17 protein-coding genes are annotated in these 24,203 nt (G+C 37.3%); 2 read left to right on the forward strand and 15 right to left on the reverse strand.

The window, feature by feature from the left end; translation table 11 throughout:
• The first annotated feature begins 98 nt into the window (after positions 1 to 98).
• Positions 99 to 1,418, forward strand: coding sequence for a branched-chain amino acid transport system II carrier protein (gene brnQ / locus BM121_RS05325; RefSeq protein WP_091482139.1), 1,320 nt, complete (start codon positions 99 to 101; stop codon positions 1,416 to 1,418).
• A gap of 100 nt (positions 1,419 to 1,518) precedes the next feature.
• Here brnQ and BM121_RS05330 read toward each other — a convergent pair whose 3' ends face one another.
• A complete protein-coding gene (locus tag BM121_RS05330) occupies positions 1,519 to 1,983 on the reverse strand; it encodes an RDD family protein (protein ID WP_091482140.1) in 465 nt (154 codons plus the stop codon).
• A gap of 12 nt (positions 1,984 to 1,995) precedes the next feature.
• Positions 1,996 to 2,997 (reverse strand): signal peptide peptidase SppA, encoded by a 1,002-nt coding sequence (sppA, locus tag BM121_RS05335; protein ID WP_091482142.1) that lies wholly within the window; start codon positions 2,995 to 2,997, stop codon positions 1,996 to 1,998.
• Between the two features lie 657 nt (positions 2,998 to 3,654).
• Here sppA and BM121_RS05340 point away from each other — a divergent pair.
• Complete coding sequence (locus tag BM121_RS05340) at positions 3,655 to 4,095, forward strand: YndM family protein (RefSeq protein WP_091482144.1); 441 nt, start codon at positions 3,655 to 3,657, stop codon at positions 4,093 to 4,095.
• A gap of 227 nt (positions 4,096 to 4,322) precedes the next feature.
• Here BM121_RS05340 and BM121_RS05345 read toward each other — a convergent pair whose 3' ends face one another.
• From BM121_RS05345 to BM121_RS05405, 13 genes are all read right to left on the reverse strand, one after another.
• On the reverse strand, positions 4,323 to 4,736 hold the full coding sequence (locus tag BM121_RS05345; protein WP_091482146.1) for a hypothetical protein: 414 nt from the start codon (positions 4,734 to 4,736) through the stop codon (positions 4,323 to 4,325).
• Positions 4,737 to 4,881: 145 nt separating this feature from the next.
• On the reverse strand, positions 4,882 to 10,113 hold the full coding sequence (gene pelA, locus BM121_RS05350) for a pectate lyase (RefSeq protein ID WP_091482148.1): 5,232 nt from the start codon (positions 10,111 to 10,113) through the stop codon (positions 4,882 to 4,884).
• Positions 10,114 to 10,568: 455 nt separating this feature from the next.
• Positions 10,569 to 11,438, reverse strand: coding sequence for a DMT family transporter (locus tag BM121_RS05355; RefSeq protein ID WP_091482150.1), 870 nt, complete (start codon positions 11,436 to 11,438; stop codon positions 10,569 to 10,571).
• 152 nt (positions 11,439 to 11,590) lie between these two features.
• Positions 11,591 to 13,309 (reverse strand): CocE/NonD family hydrolase, encoded by a 1,719-nt coding sequence (locus BM121_RS05360; RefSeq protein ID WP_091482152.1) that lies wholly within the window; start codon positions 13,307 to 13,309, stop codon positions 11,591 to 11,593.
• Positions 13,310 to 13,479: 170 nt separating this feature from the next.
• A complete protein-coding gene (locus BM121_RS05365; protein ID WP_091482154.1) occupies positions 13,480 to 14,358 on the reverse strand; it encodes a glycine betaine ABC transporter substrate-binding protein in 879 nt (292 codons plus the stop codon).
• Between the two features lie 56 nt (positions 14,359 to 14,414).
• Entirely contained in the window at positions 14,415 to 15,245 is an 831-nt protein-coding gene (locus BM121_RS05370; RefSeq protein WP_091482156.1) for an ABC transporter permease, read from the reverse strand.
• Positions 15,242 to 16,444 (reverse strand): quaternary amine ABC transporter ATP-binding protein, encoded by a 1,203-nt coding sequence (locus tag BM121_RS05375; protein WP_091482158.1) that lies wholly within the window; start codon positions 16,442 to 16,444, stop codon positions 15,242 to 15,244. Before BM121_RS05375 ends, BM121_RS05370 begins: the two co-directional genes overlap by 4 nt.
• A gap of 35 nt (positions 16,445 to 16,479) precedes the next feature.
• Positions 16,480 to 16,956, reverse strand: a complete 477-nt coding sequence (locus BM121_RS05380; protein WP_091482160.1) for a thioesterase family protein — start codon at positions 16,954 to 16,956, stop codon at positions 16,480 to 16,482.
• A gap of 24 nt (positions 16,957 to 16,980) precedes the next feature.
• Positions 16,981 to 17,922 (reverse strand): 3-hydroxyacyl-CoA dehydrogenase NAD-binding domain-containing protein, encoded by a 942-nt coding sequence (locus BM121_RS05385; protein ID WP_091482161.1) that lies wholly within the window; start codon positions 17,920 to 17,922, stop codon positions 16,981 to 16,983.
• The gene (locus BM121_RS05390) at positions 17,919 to 18,815 is read right to left on the reverse strand and encodes a beta-keto acid cleavage family enzyme (protein WP_091482162.1); all 897 of its coding nucleotides are present in this window, start codon (positions 18,813 to 18,815) and stop codon (positions 17,919 to 17,921) included. The genes BM121_RS05385 and BM121_RS05390 overlap by 4 nt, the downstream gene beginning before the upstream one ends.
• A gap of 273 nt (positions 18,816 to 19,088) precedes the next feature.
• On the reverse strand, positions 19,089 to 19,631 hold the full coding sequence (locus tag BM121_RS05395; RefSeq protein WP_091482163.1) for a TetR/AcrR family transcriptional regulator: 543 nt from the start codon (positions 19,629 to 19,631) through the stop codon (positions 19,089 to 19,091).
• A gap of 284 nt (positions 19,632 to 19,915) precedes the next feature.
• A complete protein-coding gene (locus tag BM121_RS05400; RefSeq protein WP_091482165.1) occupies positions 19,916 to 21,490 on the reverse strand; it encodes an alpha-L-rhamnosidase-related protein in 1,575 nt (524 codons plus the stop codon).
• Complete coding sequence (locus BM121_RS05405; protein WP_091482167.1) at positions 21,487 to 24,162, reverse strand: alpha-L-rhamnosidase; 2,676 nt, start codon at positions 24,160 to 24,162, stop codon at positions 21,487 to 21,489. The genes BM121_RS05400 and BM121_RS05405 overlap by 4 nt, the downstream gene beginning before the upstream one ends.
• Positions 24,163 to 24,203 lie beyond the last annotated feature (41 nt).

The raw sequence follows: 24,203 nt of genomic DNA on the forward strand, positions 1-24,203 counted from the left end.
TACATGATATCCTGTATTTTTTGACGAAGTATGTCGACACAAAGCCTACCATTTAGCTTTTATATGACATTCCACATAATAAATAACGGAGGTTTAGTATGTCATCACGTAATTCAGTAAGTGTCATCACAGTAGGTTTTATGTTATTTGCTCTGTTTTTTGGGGCAGGAAATCTCATTTTCCCACCACAATTAGGACAAGCTGCAGGAGAAAATCTATTTTTAGCAAACCTTGGTTTTATCATTACTGGCGTCGGATTGCCGGTACTTGCTGTCTTAGCTCTAGGCATTTCAGGCAAAAGTAATTTACAATCACTGGCAAGTCAAATTCATCCATTGTACGGTCTCATTTTTACTGTTGCACTGTATTTAACAATTGGTCCGTTATTTGCATTGCCAAGAACAAATACAGTTGCTTATGAGATGGGGATTATGCCGTTTTTGGAGGATAAATCAAGCAATTGGTCACTGCTTATCTTTACTATTATTTTCTTTGGTTTATCTTTATATTTCTCGTTACAATCTAAAAAGCTCGTAGATATTATTGGTAAAATACTAACACCACTACTGTTAATTGTTATTGCGTTATTAATCTTAGCAGCCTTCTTTAATCCCATTGGTACTATTCAAGAACCAACTCAAGCCTATATGGCAAACAGTTTCTTCAAAGGGTTTCAAGAAGGGTATTTAACAATGGATGTATTGGCGGCGTTTGTTTTTGGGATTATCATTATTAATACCATGAAAGACCAAGGCTCCATATCAAAAAAAGAACTTCTGGTTTCTACAATGAAAGCTGCACTTATTGCAGCATTACTTTTAGCTATTGTCTACTCTTCCCTTGCCTATCTTGGAGCAATCAGTGTAAATGGCATTGGATATATGGATAATGGCGGTGCGATTTTAGCGGCAACATCTGCATTCTATTTTGGAGCATACGGGAAAATAATTCTTGGATTTATTGTGGTAGCTGCATGTTTAACTACCAGTATCGGGTTAATTACAGCCTGTGCGTCCTACTTTAATAAAATTGTGCCAAATGTCTCCTATAAAATATGGGCGATAATTTTCACATTGTTTAGTGCGGTCATTTCAAACTTTGGGTTATCTACAATTATCGAATTTTCTGTGCCAGTCTTATCTATGCTTTATCCACTGGCAATGTGCTTAATGGTTTTAACCTTCTTGCATCCTCTTTTCAAAGGAAGAAAAGAAGTATATCAACTAAGTATTCTATTCACATTTATTATAGCCTTATTTGATGGACTGAATGCAGCAGGTATAAACATACAAGTTCTGAACGAATTCTTTACTGCTGTACTTCCTTTATATACTGTTGGATTAGGTTGGATTGTTCCAGCAATTGTGGGTGGTATTCTCGGTCTTGTATTAAGTTTCATAAAAAAAGACGCTTTATAGTGCCATTCAAAGAGGTGAGACACCTAACATTTTAAAAAAAGTGCCTGTCACTTGTAGCGAGTAAAATCGCTTAGGTGACAGGCACTTTTTTTATATATGATTATTCTTCAATCACAACTCGTGTATTACCAATCATGTCATGAATACCTTGCTTCTGTGTCGTAAATGCAACAAACAGGTACAAAAATACGGCGATAAAAAACACGCGGTGAATGAACCTTCCGACTACCTCTCGAAAGATTAGATCACTCCACCTAAGTGATTTACTATCCGCACGAATAACTCTTAAACCAAAAATCATTTTACCTAATGTCTGATTAAAGAACTTGGTCATCAACAAAAAGTACAGATAAAAAACAATAGAACCAATAATCCCTGTAACTGTCCAATATCCAAATTCCATACTAAAACCATCATTCATAAATTTAAATGGCAAAAGCAAGATGCCGTTAATACTGAATACAATAATTAAGTCAACGAGGTATGCCCAAAATCGCATCCAAAATCCTGCATATCGCTTTTTCGTTGTTGTTGTTGAAGGATATTTCATTTGTTCTTCAGTCATTCCGACACCTCCTTATTGTGAATAGAGATACATGGCACGCGGCGCATTATTTTCTCGTAGCAAATCTTTGATACCAATTAAGTCTGATTCTGAGCCAAACATACTTTGAACAGATCCGCCAATCCACTTATTAATGTTCATGCCAGGTTCATATTCAATGACTTGAGCATTTCCTAGTTCCTGGTCTTCCCTCATCATTTCTATCGTATCATCCAACGAACCAAGTTCATCAACGAGTTCAACCTCCTGGGCTTGCGCACCTGTATATACTCGACCATCACCTAATTCACGTACACGGTCCTCTGACATGTCCCTGCCATCCACAATAACTTCAACAAAATCAGCATACATATCATCAATCATTGCTTGTAGTATCTCTCGTTCATCATCTGTCATTTTACGCGACATGGACATGATATCCTTATATTCACCACTCTTGATCGTGTTAAAGTCGATACCCTGTTCATCAGCAAATTCAGCAAAATTGAAGCTTTCCATAATCACACCGATAGAACCAGTCAATGTGGCATTATGCGCAACAATTTTATCAGCTGGCGCCGCAATATAATATCCACCTGATGCAGCGGTATTGCCCATTGATACATAGATTGGTTTTTCGTATTTCTCTTGAATTTCCAATATCTTATCATGAATTTGATCACTTTCTACTACTCCACCACCTGGTGTATTAACACGTAAGATAATACCGTTGACTCGATTATCTTCACCAGCTTTGTCGAGCATATCTAAAAAGCGTTGATGATTATAGGAATTGGTATTAAATACCGTGCTTGGTGTTGTGTCTTGAATAACCCCATCTAAATGAAGTACTGCAATTTTATTGGCACTTGATCCCTTCTCAACCACTTTTTCACCGAATTTATCTTCCGGATCTTGAAAATTAAACATGCTTTCAAAATCAGTAGTTGCCACGCTTGATAAAACCTGAAAACCAATGGAAGCTAAGAAAAGTACCGCTGCAACAATCAATGCGATCCAACGCTTTTGATTCATATGTATTTCCTCCTTTTTCTTTTCCTCTTCTAGATGATTACGTTTGTTACTCCATAGATGTTTCACTAATAACTACATTTTCACTTATATATGATATTTTAAAGTTGATGAATTATACATTGAGTATACCTAAAGCTCCATAGCGATGGATCGTTTGTGCCTATAAAGCGTAACTCTCAAGCACTTAAGCTAAGCAGAAGTACTCGAATTAGAAATTTGATGTTCGTGTTTATTGTTCCTTGGAAAAGTATCATTCTTCCTTGGAAAAATGGGTATTTCCAAGGAACAGCAGCACATTTCCAAGGAAGAGAAAGATAATTCCAAGGAAGCGGAGCACTTTTCCAAGGAAGAGAACGGGAATTCCAAGGAAGAAGTAACAAACAAAAAAATCCTGTTCAGATGAGAAAGAGTATTTAGATATTCCAAACTAATTAGTTATTATTATATATTCTGCCTATTTACGCTCGATAACCAACTAAATCAATGGTAAGCACATTATAACGTTCTTCTCGTTAAGGAATGACTGAATCCTAAATTTGTTGGCAATAAGCTCCAAGCAAATATTATTACTTAGAAAGGTATAATTTTTTAAAAGCAATCAACAATATAAAATGAGAAGACGATTAGCACCGTGATAGACAGAAAGGAGGAATACTTATGAAGCATTTTAGAGCTTTGTTGATAAAGTTTTTAGCTACTCTAGGTCTTCTATATCTTATTCTTGGATTAATGTATGAAATGACCTTCGGAGAAGTTTTACTGTTAACTGCAGTGTTAGGAATAGCTGCTTATCTTATCGGTGACATGCTTATACTGCCAAGAACAAATAATGCGGTAGCAACAGTTGCAGACTTTTTCTTAGCATGGATGATTATTTATTGGTTTGCTGATGGTATGACTGTAGCTGATAATGTTTTTACCGCTTCTTTGATTGCTGCAATAGGAGTAGGTTTGTTTGAAACGTTCTTCCATCGCTATTTGGCTAATCAGACTTTGCCTAATGACACCGACAGCCCCGCAAATAGAAATCTTCAATACCAGACAGAAATATCGGATGAATTAGGAGAAAGACGATCTAAAAATAATAAAGATGAATAAATTTTGTAAACATAAACCTGAAGTTGAACTGCACATCAATTGACCGACAATGTGTGCAGTTTTCTCTATATTAGTTTTTATAGCTTTTGAAAGTGGAAGTAGAGAAATGGAATACGTTGCTTCTCCCCTTTTTAATGGCCTACACATTATTCTTATGTAAGAGCCACTGCAGGTTATTGATCCTATAAAAAAAGTTTGGATAGTGGAAACCAAACTTTTTTCTATATTCATAAACTTAATTCCTTAACTGTTATGGCTTGAGATTGCTTATTCGTTTTACAATTCTCAAACTCTTCTTCTTTGACTAAATCTATTCTCATTGCAGCTTCTAGTTTTTCAGTATCTGGTTGTTTTACCAGCAAGATAAAATCTTCTAAATTTAATTCCTCTAACTTTTGTACCGTCATCTCATCATCGTAGTACACAGAAGAGCGAATCACACGCTGTGCCTTATATTTCCCTTGTTTCACTTCACCTTTTTGTTCTTTTCCAAAAGTTTCATCCAGGTAGTGGTGAATTTGCTTTTTAATTTGATTCATTTCTTTCTCTAATTCTTTTTTCTCGATATTTAATTCATAGTATTTCTTTAATATATCCTCTGATAGTTCAAAGGATTGTTCCATATCAAATGCATCTGTCATCATCATTCCCCCCAGCCTATTATGATTCATTTATATGAAACTGGAGAGGATTTATGTGTGCGTTCAAATGTTAATCCCTAAAGATATAAAATAGCCTTACCCCAATATGGGCTAAGGCTATTTATGACCTAGATAAACAACGTCGTTATTTTGACGAGTTAGCAGATTCGACTCTATATAGATTTCCTTTTTCCAATGTTTCACCTGCGGCATTTTGTGAGTTTTCACCAACCACTTTTAGATAGACGCGGTCTTCGTAATAACCTGTTGAATTCGCTATATCCAGTATTTTTTGTGGCCATTCTCCTGCCCAGCGGTAACCATCTCTTCTTTCCTGCTCAATTTCTAGAATCTCATGCTTGATAACACCATCTCTTCCAGAAAAAATAGGTCGGTTCGTGCCAATTTCATAGAAGCGGTACCAGGTGTTAGTTGTTGAGTCAGAGTAAAAATATTGACCTTCAGGATCAGCAGATACGTATTTTATGCCTTCAACTTTAGCCTCTTCAAACCAGCTTAAGGCACCATCAATTGCGGCCTGCACTTCATTTGAAGGATTAGGCAATGACATGAGATACTGTACAATTCCTACTGACTCTGAACCTGAAATGGATGGATGTTCATAAGAACGAGCTTCCTTTGGTTCATACGTTACAGGATCATGTTGTGCACACCATGCCGTTAATACACCATCTACCGTAATTTGAGATTTCAATATATACTCTACCCCAAGATCTAATGACCCATCTACCTGTTCTGAAATACCTTCCGTAACGATATCTGTATTAAATGGATACTCCTTTTGTGAGACCATGGTTAACACATTCATAACGCGAATCATCGCATTATCATTATACGTTGCATAATCCGAATAGTTGCCTCTTGCAGGGTATGCTTGTGGCCAACCACCAGTATCATATTGAGCTTCAAGTAAATAGTTAATTCCATTCAAAACTGATTCTTTATATCGAGAGTCACCCGTTTCGTTATACATGAGAGCTAGGAAGAGAATTTCATTTGTTGTTGCATTATTATCTATAACACCTAGTTCACCATGTTCAGGATCGTACATTTCGGACTTGGGTTCTTCGCCATCCCAAGGACGATTATATTTATCTTCCATATTTTTATACCATCCGCCATGATCCATTTGCCAAGATAATAATGCATCAGCTTGTTTTATATCATTCGCTCTATCTCCGGTATAATAAGGAGCATTTAGGTATGGAATATTATTAGGATCTTCTTGTATTGGTTTATCTATCGTTCCATCCTCTTTAAATGACTCCTTCGTTTCGATAACCGCTACTGTTTGTTTATCTTTGTTAATTCTAGTTGAGATATTTTCTACAGTTACGTTTGATTCAAGACCAGGGTCAAGATCTTCCCAACTGTTCATTGCCAACTGTAATTCAATATCACTAGAATCGAAGTTTTTGAGCTTACTATTAAATGTTACTTCCACCGTATTCGAGCTTATAACTTCACTTTGTAAGATTTTTATTGGCCCGTCCGGAACTGAACTTCCTTTTGGTACAAGATTAACCGTTACAGGGTCGGATTCATTTCCAGCACGATCGACAGCCGTAATGGTTACTTTATTTAATCCTGATTCAAGATCTATCTCTGAACTAAATACTAAATCATCCGATAATGCTATTTCCTCACCATTTATCTTTAAACTTCCTGCTTCATTAAGCATACCTGTAATCGGGAAAGGATTATACATAACATTATAGTGATTCCCTTTTTCCTCTCCATCAAGGTCATCTACCGTTATAACAGGTTTTTCGTGATCGTAATCAACTTTTAAGATAGTAGGTACCGATTGATTACCATCTGAATCAACTGCCTCCACAGTAAATGTATTTAGTCCTGATTCTAGTTCAACTTTCACACTAAAACTTAAGTCCTCTTCTACAGGAATTTCCTTGTCATCTACATAAACAGTTGCTTCCTTGTCTACTTTACCCGAAATAGTAAAGCTTGACTTATTTACAATTGCATCTTGCTGATCAAGCAAAATCATCGGTGCTGATATCGCTGATAACGGAATGACCCCAATTCTAGTTGGATTCCAACCGTCTGACTTTTGGAACACATTTTGGACAGTGTATTGATTCGCTTCTTCCGGAGTTAATTGCTTTGTCCAAGAATCACGCATTTTTGGATTGGACCCTGGACCTGAACTATTGTATTCTGAATATCTTGCTGTTTCCTCGTTCGCCTGCTCTCCCCAGTTATCCCAACCATCAGAAGCAATGGATGCATCCATTGCTGTATTGATAAAGGAAACAGCTGAATATGGACGCCAAGGTCTACCAAAGCGCACGTCTTCTATTCCTTCATCTGAGGTGATTTCAGAATTTAGGAAGACATAACCAAACGGATTCTCTTGTGGTGTACTTGCAGCTGTTAACATGCTTCCGTCTCGATTGCTATGGATTTGACAATTATCAAAAACCGCTGTCGCTCCACCAAAGATGAAATCAACATCACCTTCAATATAACAGTTTTTATAATACTGGCTTCCAGAGTGGGTATACAACGTATCCTGATAACCTAAAAACATGACGTTCTCAAAGTAGGCGCGATTTCCTGCAACATAAGCAGCTACCGCTTGTCCTGTCCCTTGACCAGAATCATTTTCAATGGTTAAATTTTTTGCAATAAAATCATCTGCATAGATAAAAACGCTTGAACTTTTTGAAGTACCTAATGGATTGCCATCTGGTCCTGTTGTATTTGCGTTATCATCATATACAAGGACGGTACCTTCTTTACTTTCACCTACAAAACTAAGGTTTGTTTTACTCTCTGGTACTGTCAATTTCTCGCGATACTCCCCATCTTTAATGTAGATGACATGACGATTAGAGCTATCATCTGGCGCAGCATCAATAGCTTCTTGCACAGTACTAAAGTCTCCACCTTCTTTTGCTACAACCGTCACTTTAGTAGGTGTAACAGCTAATGGTTCAGAGTCTACACTTTCCCCACTGTCGTTTACAGCGGAAATAACATAATCATAGGTTTCACCATTGGTTATGCCTGCATCTTGATAACTTGTAAGAGACACATCTGAAGCAATGACTTCATATTCACCACTGCCAAATGAACCACGCTTAATGTTATATGCGTCAGCTCCACTAACAGAAGGCCAAGTTAAGACAACCTGTCCATCGCCAGCTGTTGCTTCTATTCCATTTGGAATCGCTGGTACCCCACTTTGCGGAATAGCAACCCCTCTTACAGGATCGGAGTTAGCACTTTGAGAAGTTTCACTCTTAGCAGATACAACATAATAATACGTTTCACCTTCTGTTAAATCAGTATCTGTGTATTCTGTTTCCGTTGCTGCATTTTCAATTACCTCATAGGACATTCCCTTCTCTTTACTTCGTAGGACTTGGTACGTGGTTGCGCCATCCACTGGTTCCCAACTAATAGTTACCTCTTCATTACCATTACTTGCCGACAAATCAGTTGGAGCTTGTAACGGAGCTACAGGTAACGCACTTACTTCACTTGAATCATTACCTTCCCCACCAATATTTTCGGCTGAGACAACATAATAATAACGCTGGTCATTTTCTAATTCCGTATCACGAAATGTCATTTTCTCAATATTTTCAGCGATTGTCTCATAAGGACCTTCTTCCGTTGTACTACGTTTAACATTATAACTCTCTTTATAAGTGTACTTATCTTCCATACCAAGCGCCCATTTTACGGAAGTATCAATCAACTTCCAACCATCTTCTGTCATAACGTCTTCTTGGCCTGCAAATAAAAACGTCGCTACTTGACGAGCTGGAACTGGGTCTCCATTTACATTTTTCGCTCCTTTTTCGTAAGCAAAAATGGTTGCTTTACTATCATCATCTGCTGCAGTGGCAATGGTAATTGCCTCTTCACCAGGTGAACCAAAATTGACTTTTCCAGTCTGATCATAAACGTTAATCGTACCACTTAATCCTGCAGCTAATGGATGCTCGCTATCATGAATAGTAATAGATTCCTGATTCTCGTAGCTTCCAAACATTCCGGATTCCGCTTCACTTAACTGAACATCATCTAGTGCATAAGGTTCTGCATAGACAACAGGAACTGATGAATCCATGAACTTTTTGCCAATATAGGCAGACCCTGATGATTCACCAACAAACACTAAATCATAGGAAAGCGCGTCTTCCCCACTTACTTCGTTATCTTTGATAAATGATACGTCGAAACCTAGTGACTCTAGGTGATTGATTGTTTTGTCATCAGCTGGAATACCTGTCCCAACAAATAAGATCTGTTTTCTGTCACCAGCATTCCAAGTTAAATCAACCTGACTATTTCTCTCAATAGCTGTTAAATCTGTTGGTACTGCTGGTGGATCAGGAATTTCAATTGGTGTGACGCTGACTTGTTCTGAATCCTCGCTTTCTGCGGCAGCATTCACAGCAGAAATCACATAATAATACGTGGTATGATTCTTTAATTCGTTATCGATATAACTGGTTTCTGTTATATCTGTTGCGACAACTTCATATGGTCCTTCATCCTCTGTGCTCCGCTTTATTGTATAGGTTATATTATGATCAACATTATCCATACCTAGCGCCCACATAACGGATTGATCTAGCAATTTCCAGCCTTCTTCCGTCATATATTCTTCTTGGCCAGCGAATAAAAACGTGGCTACTTGACGAGCAGGGACCGGATCTCCATTTACATTTTTCGCACCTTTTTCATATGCGAAAATGGTTGCTTTACTATCATCATCTGCTGCTGTGGCAATGGTGATTGCCTCTTCACCAGGGGCACCATAATTAATTTTACCTGCCTGATCGTAAACTTTGACGGTATCACTTAATCCAGCAGCTAAAGAATGATCACTAGTTTTGATTTCAAGTGAATCTTGATTTTCATAGCTTCCAAATGATCCGGAAGTCGCTTCAGACAGGTAGGCATCATCCAGTGCAAATGGTTCTGCATAAACAACAGGAACAGAAGCATCGATAAATTTATTACCTATATTTGATGAGTTTGATGATTCACCAACAAATACTAAATCATAAGATGCCGCATCTTCTCCAGTTACTTCTTTATCTTCCTTGAATGTAATCGAGAACCCAAGTGATTTAAAATGATTCATGGTCATTTCATCAGCTTGATTACCTGTACCAACATACAATATCTGTTTTCCTAGTCCAGCAATCCAATTTAACTCAACCTGCTGACTGTCATGTGGTTCTGCCGTTAATCCTATTGGTTGAGAGGGTAGGCTTTCTGTAGATTCTGCTGCTGTAACTCCTGAAAAAACATTATTCTGCATAAATGAGAGCAATAAAATTAAAGTTATAAAAGTTTTTAATACTGTCTTCATCCACTTCCTCCTTTTAGCAATTTTTCACAAACACATATGTAATTCTAGATGCACAACGTTACCTCTACTACAGAATTATTCGATATGTTTTTGCCAAAACCACCTCCTCAAAGTTTTAAGGGCCTTTTGAATGGAAGCCCTTTCATTTTAGCCAATGACATATTCTTCGTTCGATAAGTTACATTATATAAAAGGACTTTTTAAAAAAATATAATCAATATCTTAGAATTAAGAAAAAAGATATAGTATTTTCTAAACATCCTATCTACTGAGTATGAAATAAGGAAATGATTATAACTATTTAACTAGAATTTTTAGTTCCATTCAATCATTTGTAGTTTTATTGATTCATTGCCAGGTTAGTAATACTTATTAGTGTGTGTTATTGTCCGTGATCCCCCACTTTGCTTCAGTGGGGGATTACGGACGATTAGCACCGTGATAAATTACTGAGATTATTGATGGTTCCTGCTTTGTGGTCTATTCACAAGATAAATGCCAACTAATATAATCGCGCCACCTATTAATGTGGACAGATGCAATTGTTCATCTAATAAAATCCAGCCAAATAGGACACCGAATAGCGGGGCAAGAAATAAAAACGAACTTACCTTGCCTGGATTCTCTTTCTGCAATAAGAAAAACCAAACTGCAAATTGCACAATCGATGCCATAATAGCTAACCATAATACGATTAAAATCGAGCTTGAAGTAATAACCAGTTCAACTTTTTCAAATAAGGCACTCGCTAATAATAACAAGAGTCCACCAGTTAGCATTTGATAGGCAGTTATTACCCATACATCAAGGGTTGAACCCCATTTATTCATCAACAATGTCGCAATAGCCCAAGAAACCGCACTTAAGAAACCTAAAATAGTACCAATTTGCTGAACATCCAAATCAGCTCCTAAGGTAATAAATACACCTACAAACCCAACGACAACACCTAACCACTGAGTCCAATGATATTTCGTTCCTAAAAACAATGTTCCGAAAATAACGACAAGTAAAGGATTAGTGAATGTTAAAATAGATGACTCACCAGCCGTTATTGTTCTCATACTGATAAAGATAAAGCCCATCACTCCAGCTGTTTGGAATAAGCCAATAATCATAATTTGAACCCATTCTCGTAAAGTGCTTGGGTGATTCCGCTTGAACACACGAACCATTATCCCCATCAAAATACCAGCTAGTGTAAACCGTATCCCTACCAACAGTAAAGGTGATATATAGTTTAATCCGATCTTCCCAATCGCAAACGAAGATCCCATTAAACTTGTTGTTATAACGATTAATAATGCAAACAATCCTTTATGCAATGCTTGTTCCTCTTTTCTATACTCATTTATTGTTTAATTATTTCAAATAATTATCCTAGAAGGATACGATAACACATTGATGTCATCTAAGGTAAAATAATGCTTCAACCTATATTTGGGCAGGCGTTATATTACTCCTGCCCCATTGTTGATTAGTCAGGTATAATCGGCAAAATAACATGTGATGGATATTCTGCTTGATGAAACACAGTTTGTTTTGCCTTTACCATTTCCACTGTATTTAAGGTTGTCTCACCTGTATTAGGATTCACGTCATAGCGTGGAAAATCGCTAGATGCCATATCAATTCGGATTGAATGACCTGGTAAGAATACATTACTTGTCGGAGATAAGTCTATTTCATAACAGATCATTTCACCGCTTAAACTTCCCCCGTTTTGATACTTAGCGCGGACAATACCGTCTGCTAGATTATAAGCTGTTCCATCAGGAAAAACATCGACTAATTTGGCTGTAAAATCCGTATTAACAGCATCTGTGGATGCCCATAACATAACTTTTGCTGAACCTGTCACTTCTAATGACTCTTCCAATGGTGGAGATGTATAAACAACCACATCTTCTCGTTGTTCGATTGCTCTTTGATCGCGTGGACCTGCGTTTCTACCATTATAAAATAATGTTCCCCCGCCCTTAGTCGGTACCGGATTGGCTGGATCATGTGTAAACTGATCGCTCGGCTCATCTGTAGGAGTGGAAGTAGTTAATCTACCAGACCTATTATTTGCTTGACCATCACTATGAAAATAATAGTTTGTATATTCCGTACGCTGTAGGGGCCATTCTTTTTCAGAACGCCATTCATTAACACCCATAACAAATACTTTGACAGGATCTTCGCCGTCTTGAAGTGTATCATTATCTTCTTTTAGCCAATGATTAAACCATTTAATATGAAGTGACGTAAGGTCATCTTTACCATCAATCGAATAAGCGGAACTATTCACTCCAAAGGAACGCTCCCCTAAGTCAGAACCAACCATTCCATGTCCCCATGGACCAATGATTAATTTTTGATTTGGATTGTATGCGCACATCTGTTCATAATTCATTAACGTTTGATTTAAGAAGTTATCATACCAACCAGCAAGATGATAAGCTGGCATATCCAAGAAATCAGAGACATTTTTTGCAACTGTTTGCGTCATTGCCCTTTTATTGAATTCCTGATCAATATATTTACGATAAATGTCGTGGAGCACTGGATGTTTCATAACTGCTGGCAACTCTTTAATTGGCTTATAGTCATGCCATTCTTCTATCTGATTAAGGTCGTTGGTAAGCTCCTTGATCGCTTCCGTATACTCTTCTCTACTTAGCTTCCTTTTTAAATAATCAGGTGCTACAGAATCAAGCATCCAGGTTTCTGATGAAGCCAAAGAAAGTACACCATTTTCCCCAAAAGGCTCCTTAAATATGTTACCTGTCATGGCTGGGAAGATTGCTTTTAGTGCAGAAGGCTGTTCTACTAATGCATATAATTGTGTAAATGCATAATAAGATAAACCAAACATACCTACTTTTCCGTTGGAGTAAGGTAAGCTTGCAGCCCACTCAACAGTGTCATAACCATCTTCTACCTCTTGAGCAAAAGGTTCAAATTCACCTTCTGATGAAAAACGCCCTCGAACATCTTGGATAATGATTATATAGCCTTGCATTGCCGTGCGAATCGGATCAATCCATCTATGTGAAAAGTCTGGGAGATTTTTATTATATGGCAAACGACTTAATAATACAGGATAGTCTCCGCTTGCTTGCGGACGGTAGATATTAGCATATAATGTTACGCCATCTCTTAATGTACATGGAACTTCCTTTTCGACCATTACTTGTTTGATTGTTGTCATATTGACCTTCCTTTCGAACTAATTTGCATAAAAAAGTTAGTACTCGAGGTGAAATAATGAAATTTCACAAATGAGAGAACGAAACGTATAAGTTCTAATAACAGCTTGAATCTCTTAAATACAAACAAGGTCTGTGCTGACTCAGTCAACACAGACGCTTGTTTCTTTACTTATTCACCTAGCATTTTGTCTACTTTATCTTGATTGTTGTCGATCCACTCTTGTGCTACTTCTTTTGCAGGAATTTCTTCTTCTTCAATTTTAAGAATCATTTCTTCGACATCATCAAGTGGGATACTCCAATTACTTAAGAATTCATAAGCATCTGGGGCTTTCTCTTGTAATTCTTTATTTGTAATTACTTGAACAGTCGCCGATTCAAAGATACCTTGAGGGTCTTCTAACATTTTAATATCAAGTTTGTTGAACATGGTGTGTGGTCTCCAGCCATAGAATACAACTGGGTCTTCACTTTCCATTTTACGCATTGCTTGTGCAATCATTCCGCCTTCAGAAGAATTCACTTGTTTCATATCAAGTTCATAATCTTCAATTAATTTGTCGATATTTTGCGTTACACTTGCACCTTCTTCAATACCATACAATTCATTATTCATATCAGCTTCCATGCCTTTAAGGTCTTCGATGGAATTGACATCTTCCATATAACTTGGAACAACTAAGCCAGAATCTGCGTCTTCATAACTAACTGCTGTTTCTTCAATTGTGTCACTATATTTTTCGATATAGACATCATGAACTGGGAACCATCCGTCCATAAATACATCAACATCACCACGTGACAATCCAATGTACGTACTACCTGCATCTGCTTGTGTTTGTTCTACTGTATAACCCATATCTTCTAAAAGGATTTGAGCAATCTCTGTAGGAGGCACGGTACTTGTCCATGGAGTCACGCCTAGTGTAATGGTTGGTTTCTCTTCTGCACCTTCTGCACTTTCACTCGATTCTTCATCTTGTTGGGAACATCCAACGATAAACATTACTAATAATGCTGTCATCATACTTAATACTACTTTTTTCATATTATCGCTCCTTTTCATTTTTAGCTCCGTGATTATTTTCAACCTCAGAGTCGAATTTATAATTTATTTCCAATACCTTGTGTGATACGGTCTAGAATAATCGCGATCACAACAATCGCTAAACCACCGATCAAACCGAGACCAACGTTAACGGTTGAAATACCTGATAATACAATCGAACCAAGTCCTGGTGCACCAATCATCGAAGCAACAACAGCCATCGATAGTGCCAACATGATTGTTTGGTTAATACCAGCCATAATCGTTGGTATAGCAAGTGGTAATTGCACTTTTAATAGTAATTGTTTAGAAGTGGAACCAAATGCTTTGGATGCCTCTACTACTTCTCCAGGCACTTGTAAAATTCCTAATCTAGTCATTCTTACTGCAGGTGGGGCAGCGAATACGAATGTTGCAATAACCGCTGGCACACCACCTAGTCCAAATAATAGAATCGATGGAATTAAATAAACGAAAATAGGTAATGTTTGCATAAAGTCCAATATCGGACGAACAATTTTATCCATCAGACTACTTTTGGCACTTAATATCCCAACAGGGACACCAAATATAACAGAGATAATCGTCGAGACGATCACAATCGCAACAGTTTGCATGGTTTCAAACCATAAATCGACCGAACCGATGTAAATACAACCGATTAAGGTAAACAATGCGGTTCCTTTTCCTGCGAGTTTCCATGCTAATAGTATGAGAACAATGGTGATGACCTCAGGAGGAATCGCAATGATCAGATTAGTGACCCCCTCAATAAAGGTACTAAGCGCAACACTAATCTTGTCAAAGAAACCACTCATGACTGGTAGTAACCAACCATTGACAAATTCATTTGTCCAATCTTCTAATGGGAAGTTGAAATAGTTCATGTTGATTCCACCTCACCTTTCTCTTTCCCAAGCACTAATCCTGATAGTATCGAAACTCGAGAAACAATGCCTAACAGTTTTCCATCTTCCACAATAACAATTGGATATTTTACATCAGCAGCAATACCAATTAAGTCATTTAACGGTGTATCTGGAGGAGTGGAATAAATATTATCGTTCATAAGCACTTCTTCCATTGGAATATTATTCTGATAGGCTTTCACTGCATCATCAATCGTTATCAGACCTTTAAAGTTCTTTTCTTTATCGGTAACAAAGATACTGGAAATGCCTGCTTCCTCCATCTTTCTTACCGCAACACGTGGCCCGTCTTTGTACGATAATAATACTTCTGGTTTTTTCATCACATGGGACGCTTCTAAGACTTTGGAACGATCGACATCTTTGACAAAATTGGAGACATAATCATTAGCTGGATTTTCTAAAATCTCTTCTGATGTTCCTGTTTGCACAATTCTTCCATCCTTCATGATTGCAATACGATCCCCAAGCTTTAAAGCTTCATCTAAATCGTGAGTAATAAATAATACGGTTTTACCTAATTTATTTTGAATTTTTAAAAGTTCATCTTGCATTTCTTTTCGAATAATCGGGTCTAACGCACTGAACGCTTCATCCATCAAAAGGATATCTGTATCATTGGCAAGTGCACGAGCAATTCCTACACGTTGTTGCATCCCACCACTTAATTGACTTGGATAGCTATCTTCATAGCCACTAAGACCAACATCTTTAATGGTATCTTGCGCTCTTTGCTCTCGTTCTTGTTTACTAATACCTTGGAGTTCTAATCCATAAGCTACATTGTTCAAGATTGTTTTATGAGGTAATAACCCAAATTTTTGGAAGACCATACCTAATTTCTTACGTCTTGTATCAATTAGCGTATTTTTATCCATTTTGGTAATGTCTTTTCCATCAATTAATACTTCTCCACCTGTAGGTTCAATCAACCGATTTACTAATCGTATTAATGTTGATTTACCACTTCCAGAAAGGCCCATAATAACGAATATTTCTCCGGGTTTCACTGCAAATGATGCTTGGTTGACACCAACTGTCATTCCCGTTTTTTCAAGGATTTCACTTTTTTGTTCGCCATCTTTTAAACGTTTCAGACCTTGCTGTGGATGAGAGCCAAAGATTTTCGTTACATTATTCACTTCAATCTTATTCATCAACATTCTCCTATCCTTTTGCTATCCTTATCGTCTTACTTTTTTCGTTTAATACCGATCTTTCTTCCCATTTGTTTCGGTGCTTCCAGCTGTTTATGCTCATTCCAGATTGCTTCTACTGTCGATGCAACCGAATCTGGAAAAGGGGCTGGTCGTTCTTGATCGGTATCTATGCCCATTAACATTTGTTCACTTGTTGCAAGCAGATCGTCGTTTACATTTTTCATCAAGAAAATAACGTGTAGACGTTTGGCATCAATATCTAATAGTTGAACATTCACGGTTAGTTGTTCATCTTGATGCGCCTCTTGCAAATAACAAAGATGTGTTTCTAACGTAAAAATTGTATAACTATGCTGTTCACGACCATCTGCATTTAGTCCAATCGTATCCATAAATGCTTCGACAGCTAAACTAAATACTTTCGCATATGCTGCATCATTCATATGGCCGTTATAATCGACCCAATCATGATGCACATGATCTTGGTAATGAAGCGCTTGTTCTGTCATTGTTTATAAACCTCCAGATAGTGATTAAATTTTTGAATGAGGCCAATAATCTTCTACTAAATCTAATAGTTTTACTAAAAATTCATTTCGTTTATCTTCTAATTCAGCAATCGGAACATCACCTGCATGGCTTTCACAGCCATCAATGACTTTTTCTTTTAAATCCTCTGTTAGTTCAGGTGCTTCTAATTTGGTCCATGGCTTTTTAAGTGCTGGTCCAAATTGTTCTAGCATATGGCGCATTCCTTGATCTCCACCTGCTAAATGGAACGTTAGGAATGGTCCCATTTGTGCCCAACGAAGCCCTGCACCATAAATAATTGCTGCATCAACTTCTTCAGTCGTAACAATATCATCATTAACAAGGTGTAGTGCTTCACGCCATAATGCTTCCATTAAACGATCAGCTACATGACCTTCAATTTCTTTCTTAATCACTAATGGTTTCATTTGAATAGATTGATAGAATGCTTTTGCTTTTTCCATCTCTGTAGCATCTGTTGCTTCCCCGCCAACAAGCTCAACAAGCGGCAAAATATAAACTGGGTTAAATGGGTGAGCAACAATCACACGTCCAGGGTGTTGTAAGCCTTCTTGTAATGTTGTTGCCATAATGCCAGATGTACTTGATCCAATAATTGCCTCTGGCTTCGCGTATTGATCAATACTAGTTAAAACATCTTTCTTAATATCTTCACGTTCTGGAACATTTTCTTGGATAAATCCAGCAGACTGAACAGCTTCTTCTATCGTTGAGACGAATGTTAAACGATCTTGAGACGCCCCTTCTGCCATGCCAAGCTTTTCTAAAGCGGGCCACACTTGCCCTACGACATTACGTGTTCGTTCTTCTGCTCCTTCTGCAGGATCAAATGCAATAACATCCAACCCTTGAGCTAAAAACCTTCCTATCCAACCATTCCCTATTACACCTGTGCCAATCACAGCGACTGTATTTTTACTCATGCTTTCTCTCCTCCATAAGGATTTAGTAATCCAAATTGTTGTCTTGCTTCTTGTGGTGTCATTACCTCTGTATCATTGCTATTTAGCATGGTTACTGCTTTATCAACGAGTTGATCATTACGAGCAAGTACACCTTTGGATAGATAAATGTTATCTTCCAAACCAACACGCACATTGCCACCTAACTGTGCAGCCTGTGCAAGAATTGGTAATTGCATACGTCCAATACCAAATGCCGACCAATTGGCATTTTCAGGAAGGCGATCTCTCATATAAAGCATTGTCTCTGCATCTGCGTCCATCCCCCATGGAATTCCCATGCAAAATTGGAACATTGGGTCGCCATCAATTAATCCTTCATTCACTAGTTGTTTCGCAAAACGAAGATGTCCGGTATCGAAACATTCTAATTCAGGTTTCACTCCACTTTGTTGAATCAGTTTTGCTTGTTCTCTTAGCCAATCAGTTGGGCTCATGTAAATCATATCTCCGAAGTTTACCGAACCACAATCTAATGTACACATTTCTGGAAGTAATTCGCCTACTGGCTGATGTCTTTCTGACGGTGTTTGAATATCCGTTCCATTTCCACCAGCTGCTGGCGTGTCTAAACTAGGGATGAAGTCACCGCCACCTCCAGAAGTAATATTGATAATAACGTCTGTTTCTGATTCACGAATGCGATCAACAATTTCACGGTAATGATCGACATTGTGGCTAATTCCACTAGTTTTAGGATCACGAGCATGTACATGGGCAACAGTTGCACCAGCTTTTGCTGATTCGATCGCTGCTTCCGCAATTTCTTTAGGGGTTACCGGAACATGAGAGCTCTTTGCTGTTGTATCTCCTGCACCTGTTACTGCAGCTGTTAGTAATACTTTGTTCTTCATGGGACAGCCTCACTTTCTTTGTTTAGATTACTTTTTATATTTCATCAACTTTTTTATAATTTATATACCATCCGGACGGTTTTTTTATCACAGTTAGAAACTATACCATCTGGACGGTTTATTTTCAACCCAGAATGACTCTAGAAAGGGATTTCATACAGGATTTCGGAGATAAAAAGGGAGTGATCATGACTGTCATATCAGTGTTTTCAGCATTTTCGACAAAAAAGTGCAAAAAAATAAAACACCAGCTTGATAAACTGGTGTTTTTACTTAATCTTCTTCATTTGCCCAATCTTTGAGCTTTTTATAGACAGCTTCTTTCTTTCCGGATTCAATATGATATATGTCGAATAATTCGGATAACCAAATCCCATCAGTAGCCAAACGAATGATGGTCGCTTTAATTGGATCTATTCCGTCATGTTCTATTTCATTCTGCCACTCCGTATATAGTTCACGAATAGGGTCCAATGAATTGGAACTAACTGCTTTTGCCGCCAGTAATCCATAATGCATATCCTTATTTTGATAAGCTTGATTAAAAGTTACATCAACATAGGCACGAACCCATTTCCCTTTGTCTACAGGATCTTCCTCTGCATTATTAGCTATTTTCTTTCTATAGTCGCTCGCTAAGTGTTCTACCATTCCTTGTACGAGTGCTTCTTTAGATGGGTAATGGTAAAGCAAACCACCTTTACTAATACCTGCTTCCTTCGCTGTAGCTTCGAGCGTTAAGTTAAATATACCTTGTTCACCAACGACTTTCGATGCAGCATGAAGGATTTCTACTTTTCTAGAATTTCTGCCCATTCGAGATCTCCTCTTTTTTATTTTATGATATTTACTATACTATCCGGACGGTATACTTTTCAATCATTTTTTGAAAGGATTTTTTTGAAAGGTTGATTTTTGGTTTGATAGTAGCAATGAAACAGGCTTTGCTCCCCCTTTTCTATTCTCTCTGGGACAAAGAGCGTACATAGTTAATTTTAACAAAAGAAATATACCTAAATAACCCGCAGCGACTACTACGGGTTATGGATAAGCGGTTCCCCAGAGGGATCGGCATCATCGCGATATACAAAGATAAATCTCTATAATCGATATTTTCTTATAAGGTAGGTTGGTGTACAACTCCATGCATGGCAATAACTATTGATTAGATGGCTTCCATATGGCGAATAATTTTTGTCACTAAGATTATACAGTTCCCAGAATGTATCTGCACCATCTTTAATCATACCTCCCCAATATTGTTTGATAACAGATACTGCTTTTTGTTTGTTTCCTACTTGTAGTAAAGCTTCTACTAAATGGTGGTACATATATGGAGTATTCATCACAATATTAGGTTTTTTCTCAAATAGTTTATCCATGATTTCGCGGTTCTTTTCTGAATCAAAGACTCCTGCAATGACCATCCATACTTGGCTTGCCCATGAAACTTGACGATTTGCTCCACTGACAAAAAACTCTAGCTCTTCATCCCATAAATGTTGGGTCGTTGCGTGTGTGACTGCTTGAATTTTTAGTTCTAAATTATGGACCTTGTCTTTATCTTCTAAAATTCTTGCAAGATGCTGAGCTTTTTTCATCGCATATATTAATACAGCTTGAGATGGTGCTTGTTTATTTAAATCATCATTCCAATCAATAAACGACCACCAAGATTCATCATCTTTAACGATCCCCTTTTCATCTAACCTGGCAAGGGCTAGCTCAATTTGTTTATGTGCCATTGGCCAAAGGTCTTCTAATGTTTCGTTATCCTTCGTAGCTTGATAATAATCATGTAAAGTAGTTGTAAAAAATAATGAGTAATCAAATAAATAAGTGTCATCTGGAATAAGTTTAGGTTCTATAAACAAATTAGCAGCAATTTGACCTTTTTCATTTGGTAAAGCAGCAAACAAATATAAGCAACGTTTGACCAAATCATTATTTTGAAATGTTTCGTAATTCGCTAAAGCTTGCAATCTCAGATCACCTAACCATAAACGACGATCTCGTTTCGGCCCATCCTCAAAAACATCCTGCATACAATCTTGTAAAGTTTTAATACTAACCTCATCAATCTTCTCTATTTCTTTATCATCCGTACTAGTTAACGAAACAAGCTTACTAGAATCAGCCGAAGTTACTGTATTACAAATTACATTTTTAAATGAAACATTATATTTAGGAGAAGTATCAAGAATTTCGACCTTGACATACCGAAAACTATACCTTCTCGGCAAATCCACCCTGCTAGGCAATATATCAACATGAAACGTTTCTTCTTGTAGCCATGAACTGCTAATCCAGCCATCATATTCCGAAAACGGCTCGGAAACTTCAATCGGCATTTCTCCTAATGTTAAACGCATATGTAGCGGTGCATCAGGTGGACTGCCAACCGGTTCAATGTCTAAAGAAAGATAACCTACATGATGAGTACCAAAATCAAGGATAAATGACTCACCTTTCTCAAAGCTTTTTGACTTTAATTCTTCAGCTTTTTCATGAAACACACTTTTCCACCCATGAATAGAAGCATTATCCCGAACTGTTTCTATACTGGAAATAGGGTGACTTAATTTTTTATTTAGTTCGGGCTTTAAAGCTTTTGCCTTATGTTTGAAAAATTCATTTTCTATCACAAGTCTATTTTCTGCTTTTTGTATATTCATACTTTCACTCCTACAGAAAAAGAATAAGTGCCAGATCCTATTTCTAGAAATGTACGGTCATTTTCATGTGTATACCCAACAACACCTTCTATCTCTGAAAGTTGCTTCTGTTGTTCACTAATTTGAGCAGGTGACACTCCATGCAAAATGACAGTAGCAGACGTATTGACTGGAATACTCAGATGATATTCAAATGTTGCTTGGTTATCATTCCATGCAGAAGTGATCTTACCATACATCGAATCCACACTAGCAGTTACCCATTCCATTTCAGCGCCTGGACGTGGCTCCAATATAATATGTTTATAACCAGGTTGATTGATAGCGGAGTCAATCCCTCCTAAAGCTTTATATAACCATTCTCCAATTGAACCATAAGCATAATGGTTAAACGAATTCATATCATCACTCCAGAACGAACCATCCTCTTTAATACTATCCCAATGTTCCCAAACAGTCGTTGCACCTTTCGTTACTTGGTAAAGCCATGAGGGATAATCTGTCTGTAGTAATAATTTGCAAGCAATATCGTGATAACCATATTCACTTAAAACAATATTTAAATATGGTGCTCCAATGAACCCAGTCGTTAAGTGATAATTCTCTTTTTCTATTAATTTAGCCAAATCAGTAGCAATTTGTTTGCTCTTTTGTTCATCTGCAAGTTCAAACATTAATGTTAAAACATGAGCAGTTTGTGTTTGGACCGTTAATTTCCCTGTAGCATCTAAAAATAATTGTTGATACGTTTTTTTTATTTTTTTAAGTAAAAGCTGATATGCTCTCATATCTTCCTCATTATTTAGAACTTCTGCAGTTTTCATCAATAACTCAGTAGAATAAGCAAAGTACGCGGTCGCAATTAATGTTTTATCAGTTGCTCCTGTATATGTGTCAGGTTCAGAATCTAACCCTAACCAATCTCCCAATTGAAAACCAGTATCCCATAATGCTTCCTTTGTTCCTTGATTGCGAAGATATTCTACCCATTTTTTCATACTTTCATATTGCTCTTCCAAAATTCGTTTATCACCGTAACAGACATACATCGACCATGGAATAATGACAGAAGCATCTCCCCATGCTGCTACAGAATGCGTCACACCACCTAAATTCCCACTCGTTTTTTGAATAATATTTGGTATGACATAAGGTACCCCACCATTATCTAATTGATCTGCTTCTAAGTCTTTTAGCCATTTTGTGAAAAATGGTGCAACATTCTTTAAATATGCTGCTGTTCTAAAGAACATCTGTGCATCACCTGTCCACCCAAGCCTCTCATCGCGTTGTGGACAGTCGGTTGGAACATCTAGAAAATTACCCTTTAACCCCCAGTTAATATTATGATGTAATTGATTAACTAAAGGATTGGAGCATTCGAATTCACCTGTCGACTCCATGTCTGAATGTAACACTACACCTGTAAAATCTTCTAGTACAACCTCATTCAATAAGCCTGATAATTTTACATAGCGAAAGCCTTGAAAAGTGAAATGAGGTTCAAAATATTCTCCTAAAGGATCACCTTTTAGTATGTAAGTAGTTTTTTGTGTAGCTTTTCTTAAATTACCTACATAGAAATTGCCATCTTTATCTAATATTTCCGCATGTTCTAATGACACTTCTTGACCTTTATTACCATTCACACGAAAATGCATCCAGCCAACCATATTTTGTCCCATATCCAAGACAGTGTCACCTTCTGGGGTATGAATGATTTTTTCTGGTTTTATATATTCTATTTTTCTGACTGCTTCATTTTGCTGATAGGTGATGTTTTCCTTGGGGTAATCCACTCGCTCTGTTTCTTTCCATTGTTGATCATCAAACCCCTTCTTCGACCAACCTGCTAATTCTGCACGTGCGTCATATACTTCACCAAAGTATATTTCAGACATCTTGATTGGTCCCTTCGATGCTTTCCAGCTATGATCAGTTACAATAATTTCTGTCTCATTATTTTCGTATGTTACATGTATTTCAGCAATGCCTGCTTTTCGGTCTCCATAAATATTCGTTCTACCTTCAAAACCAAAATACCCTTTATACCAACCGTTACCTAAAATCATTCCAACTGCATTTTCACCTTTTGTTACTAACTCTGTGATATCGTATGTTTGGTATTGAACTCGCTCTTGATAACTAGTCCAACCAGGAGTGAAGTAACTGTCCCCCACACGATCACCATTAACATGAAGCTCGTATATTCCTAACGAGCTCGCATAAGCTCTTGCAGATTTGACATTCTTTGATAAGTGAAATGGTTTTCTTATATAGTCACAAGCTTCTGATTCACTCTCGTTAGAAGCAGTTATCCAGTCCGCACTCCAATTGTTTGAATGTAACATTCCTGTTTCCCAAGTTGCGACCTCTGACCAATCAGATACATTCTCAAAGTTATCCCATACTTTGACCCGATAGAAATACGTTGTAAAAGGTTCTATCTTAACTTGATTCAATTGAATATGCACACTTTGGTCAGATACAACTTTATGTGAGTCCCATAATAGATTACTAAATTGTCCATTTAGTGCTACTTGAATTTGATACGCCATTTGCTTTGCAGCTCTATGTGTCGATGATAATCTCCAATTAATTCTTGGTTTTTCCACATCTAAACCCAAAGGATTATTTAAATACTCGCATCTTAAAGAATGTACCTGTATCATTATGTCACTCCTATTTCGATTTAAAGATTATATTTTCGTTT

The sequence above is a fragment of the Gracilibacillus orientalis genome, assembly GCF_900114645.1.
GTDB lineage: Bacteria > Bacillota > Bacilli > Bacillales > Amphibacillaceae > Gracilibacillus > Gracilibacillus orientalis.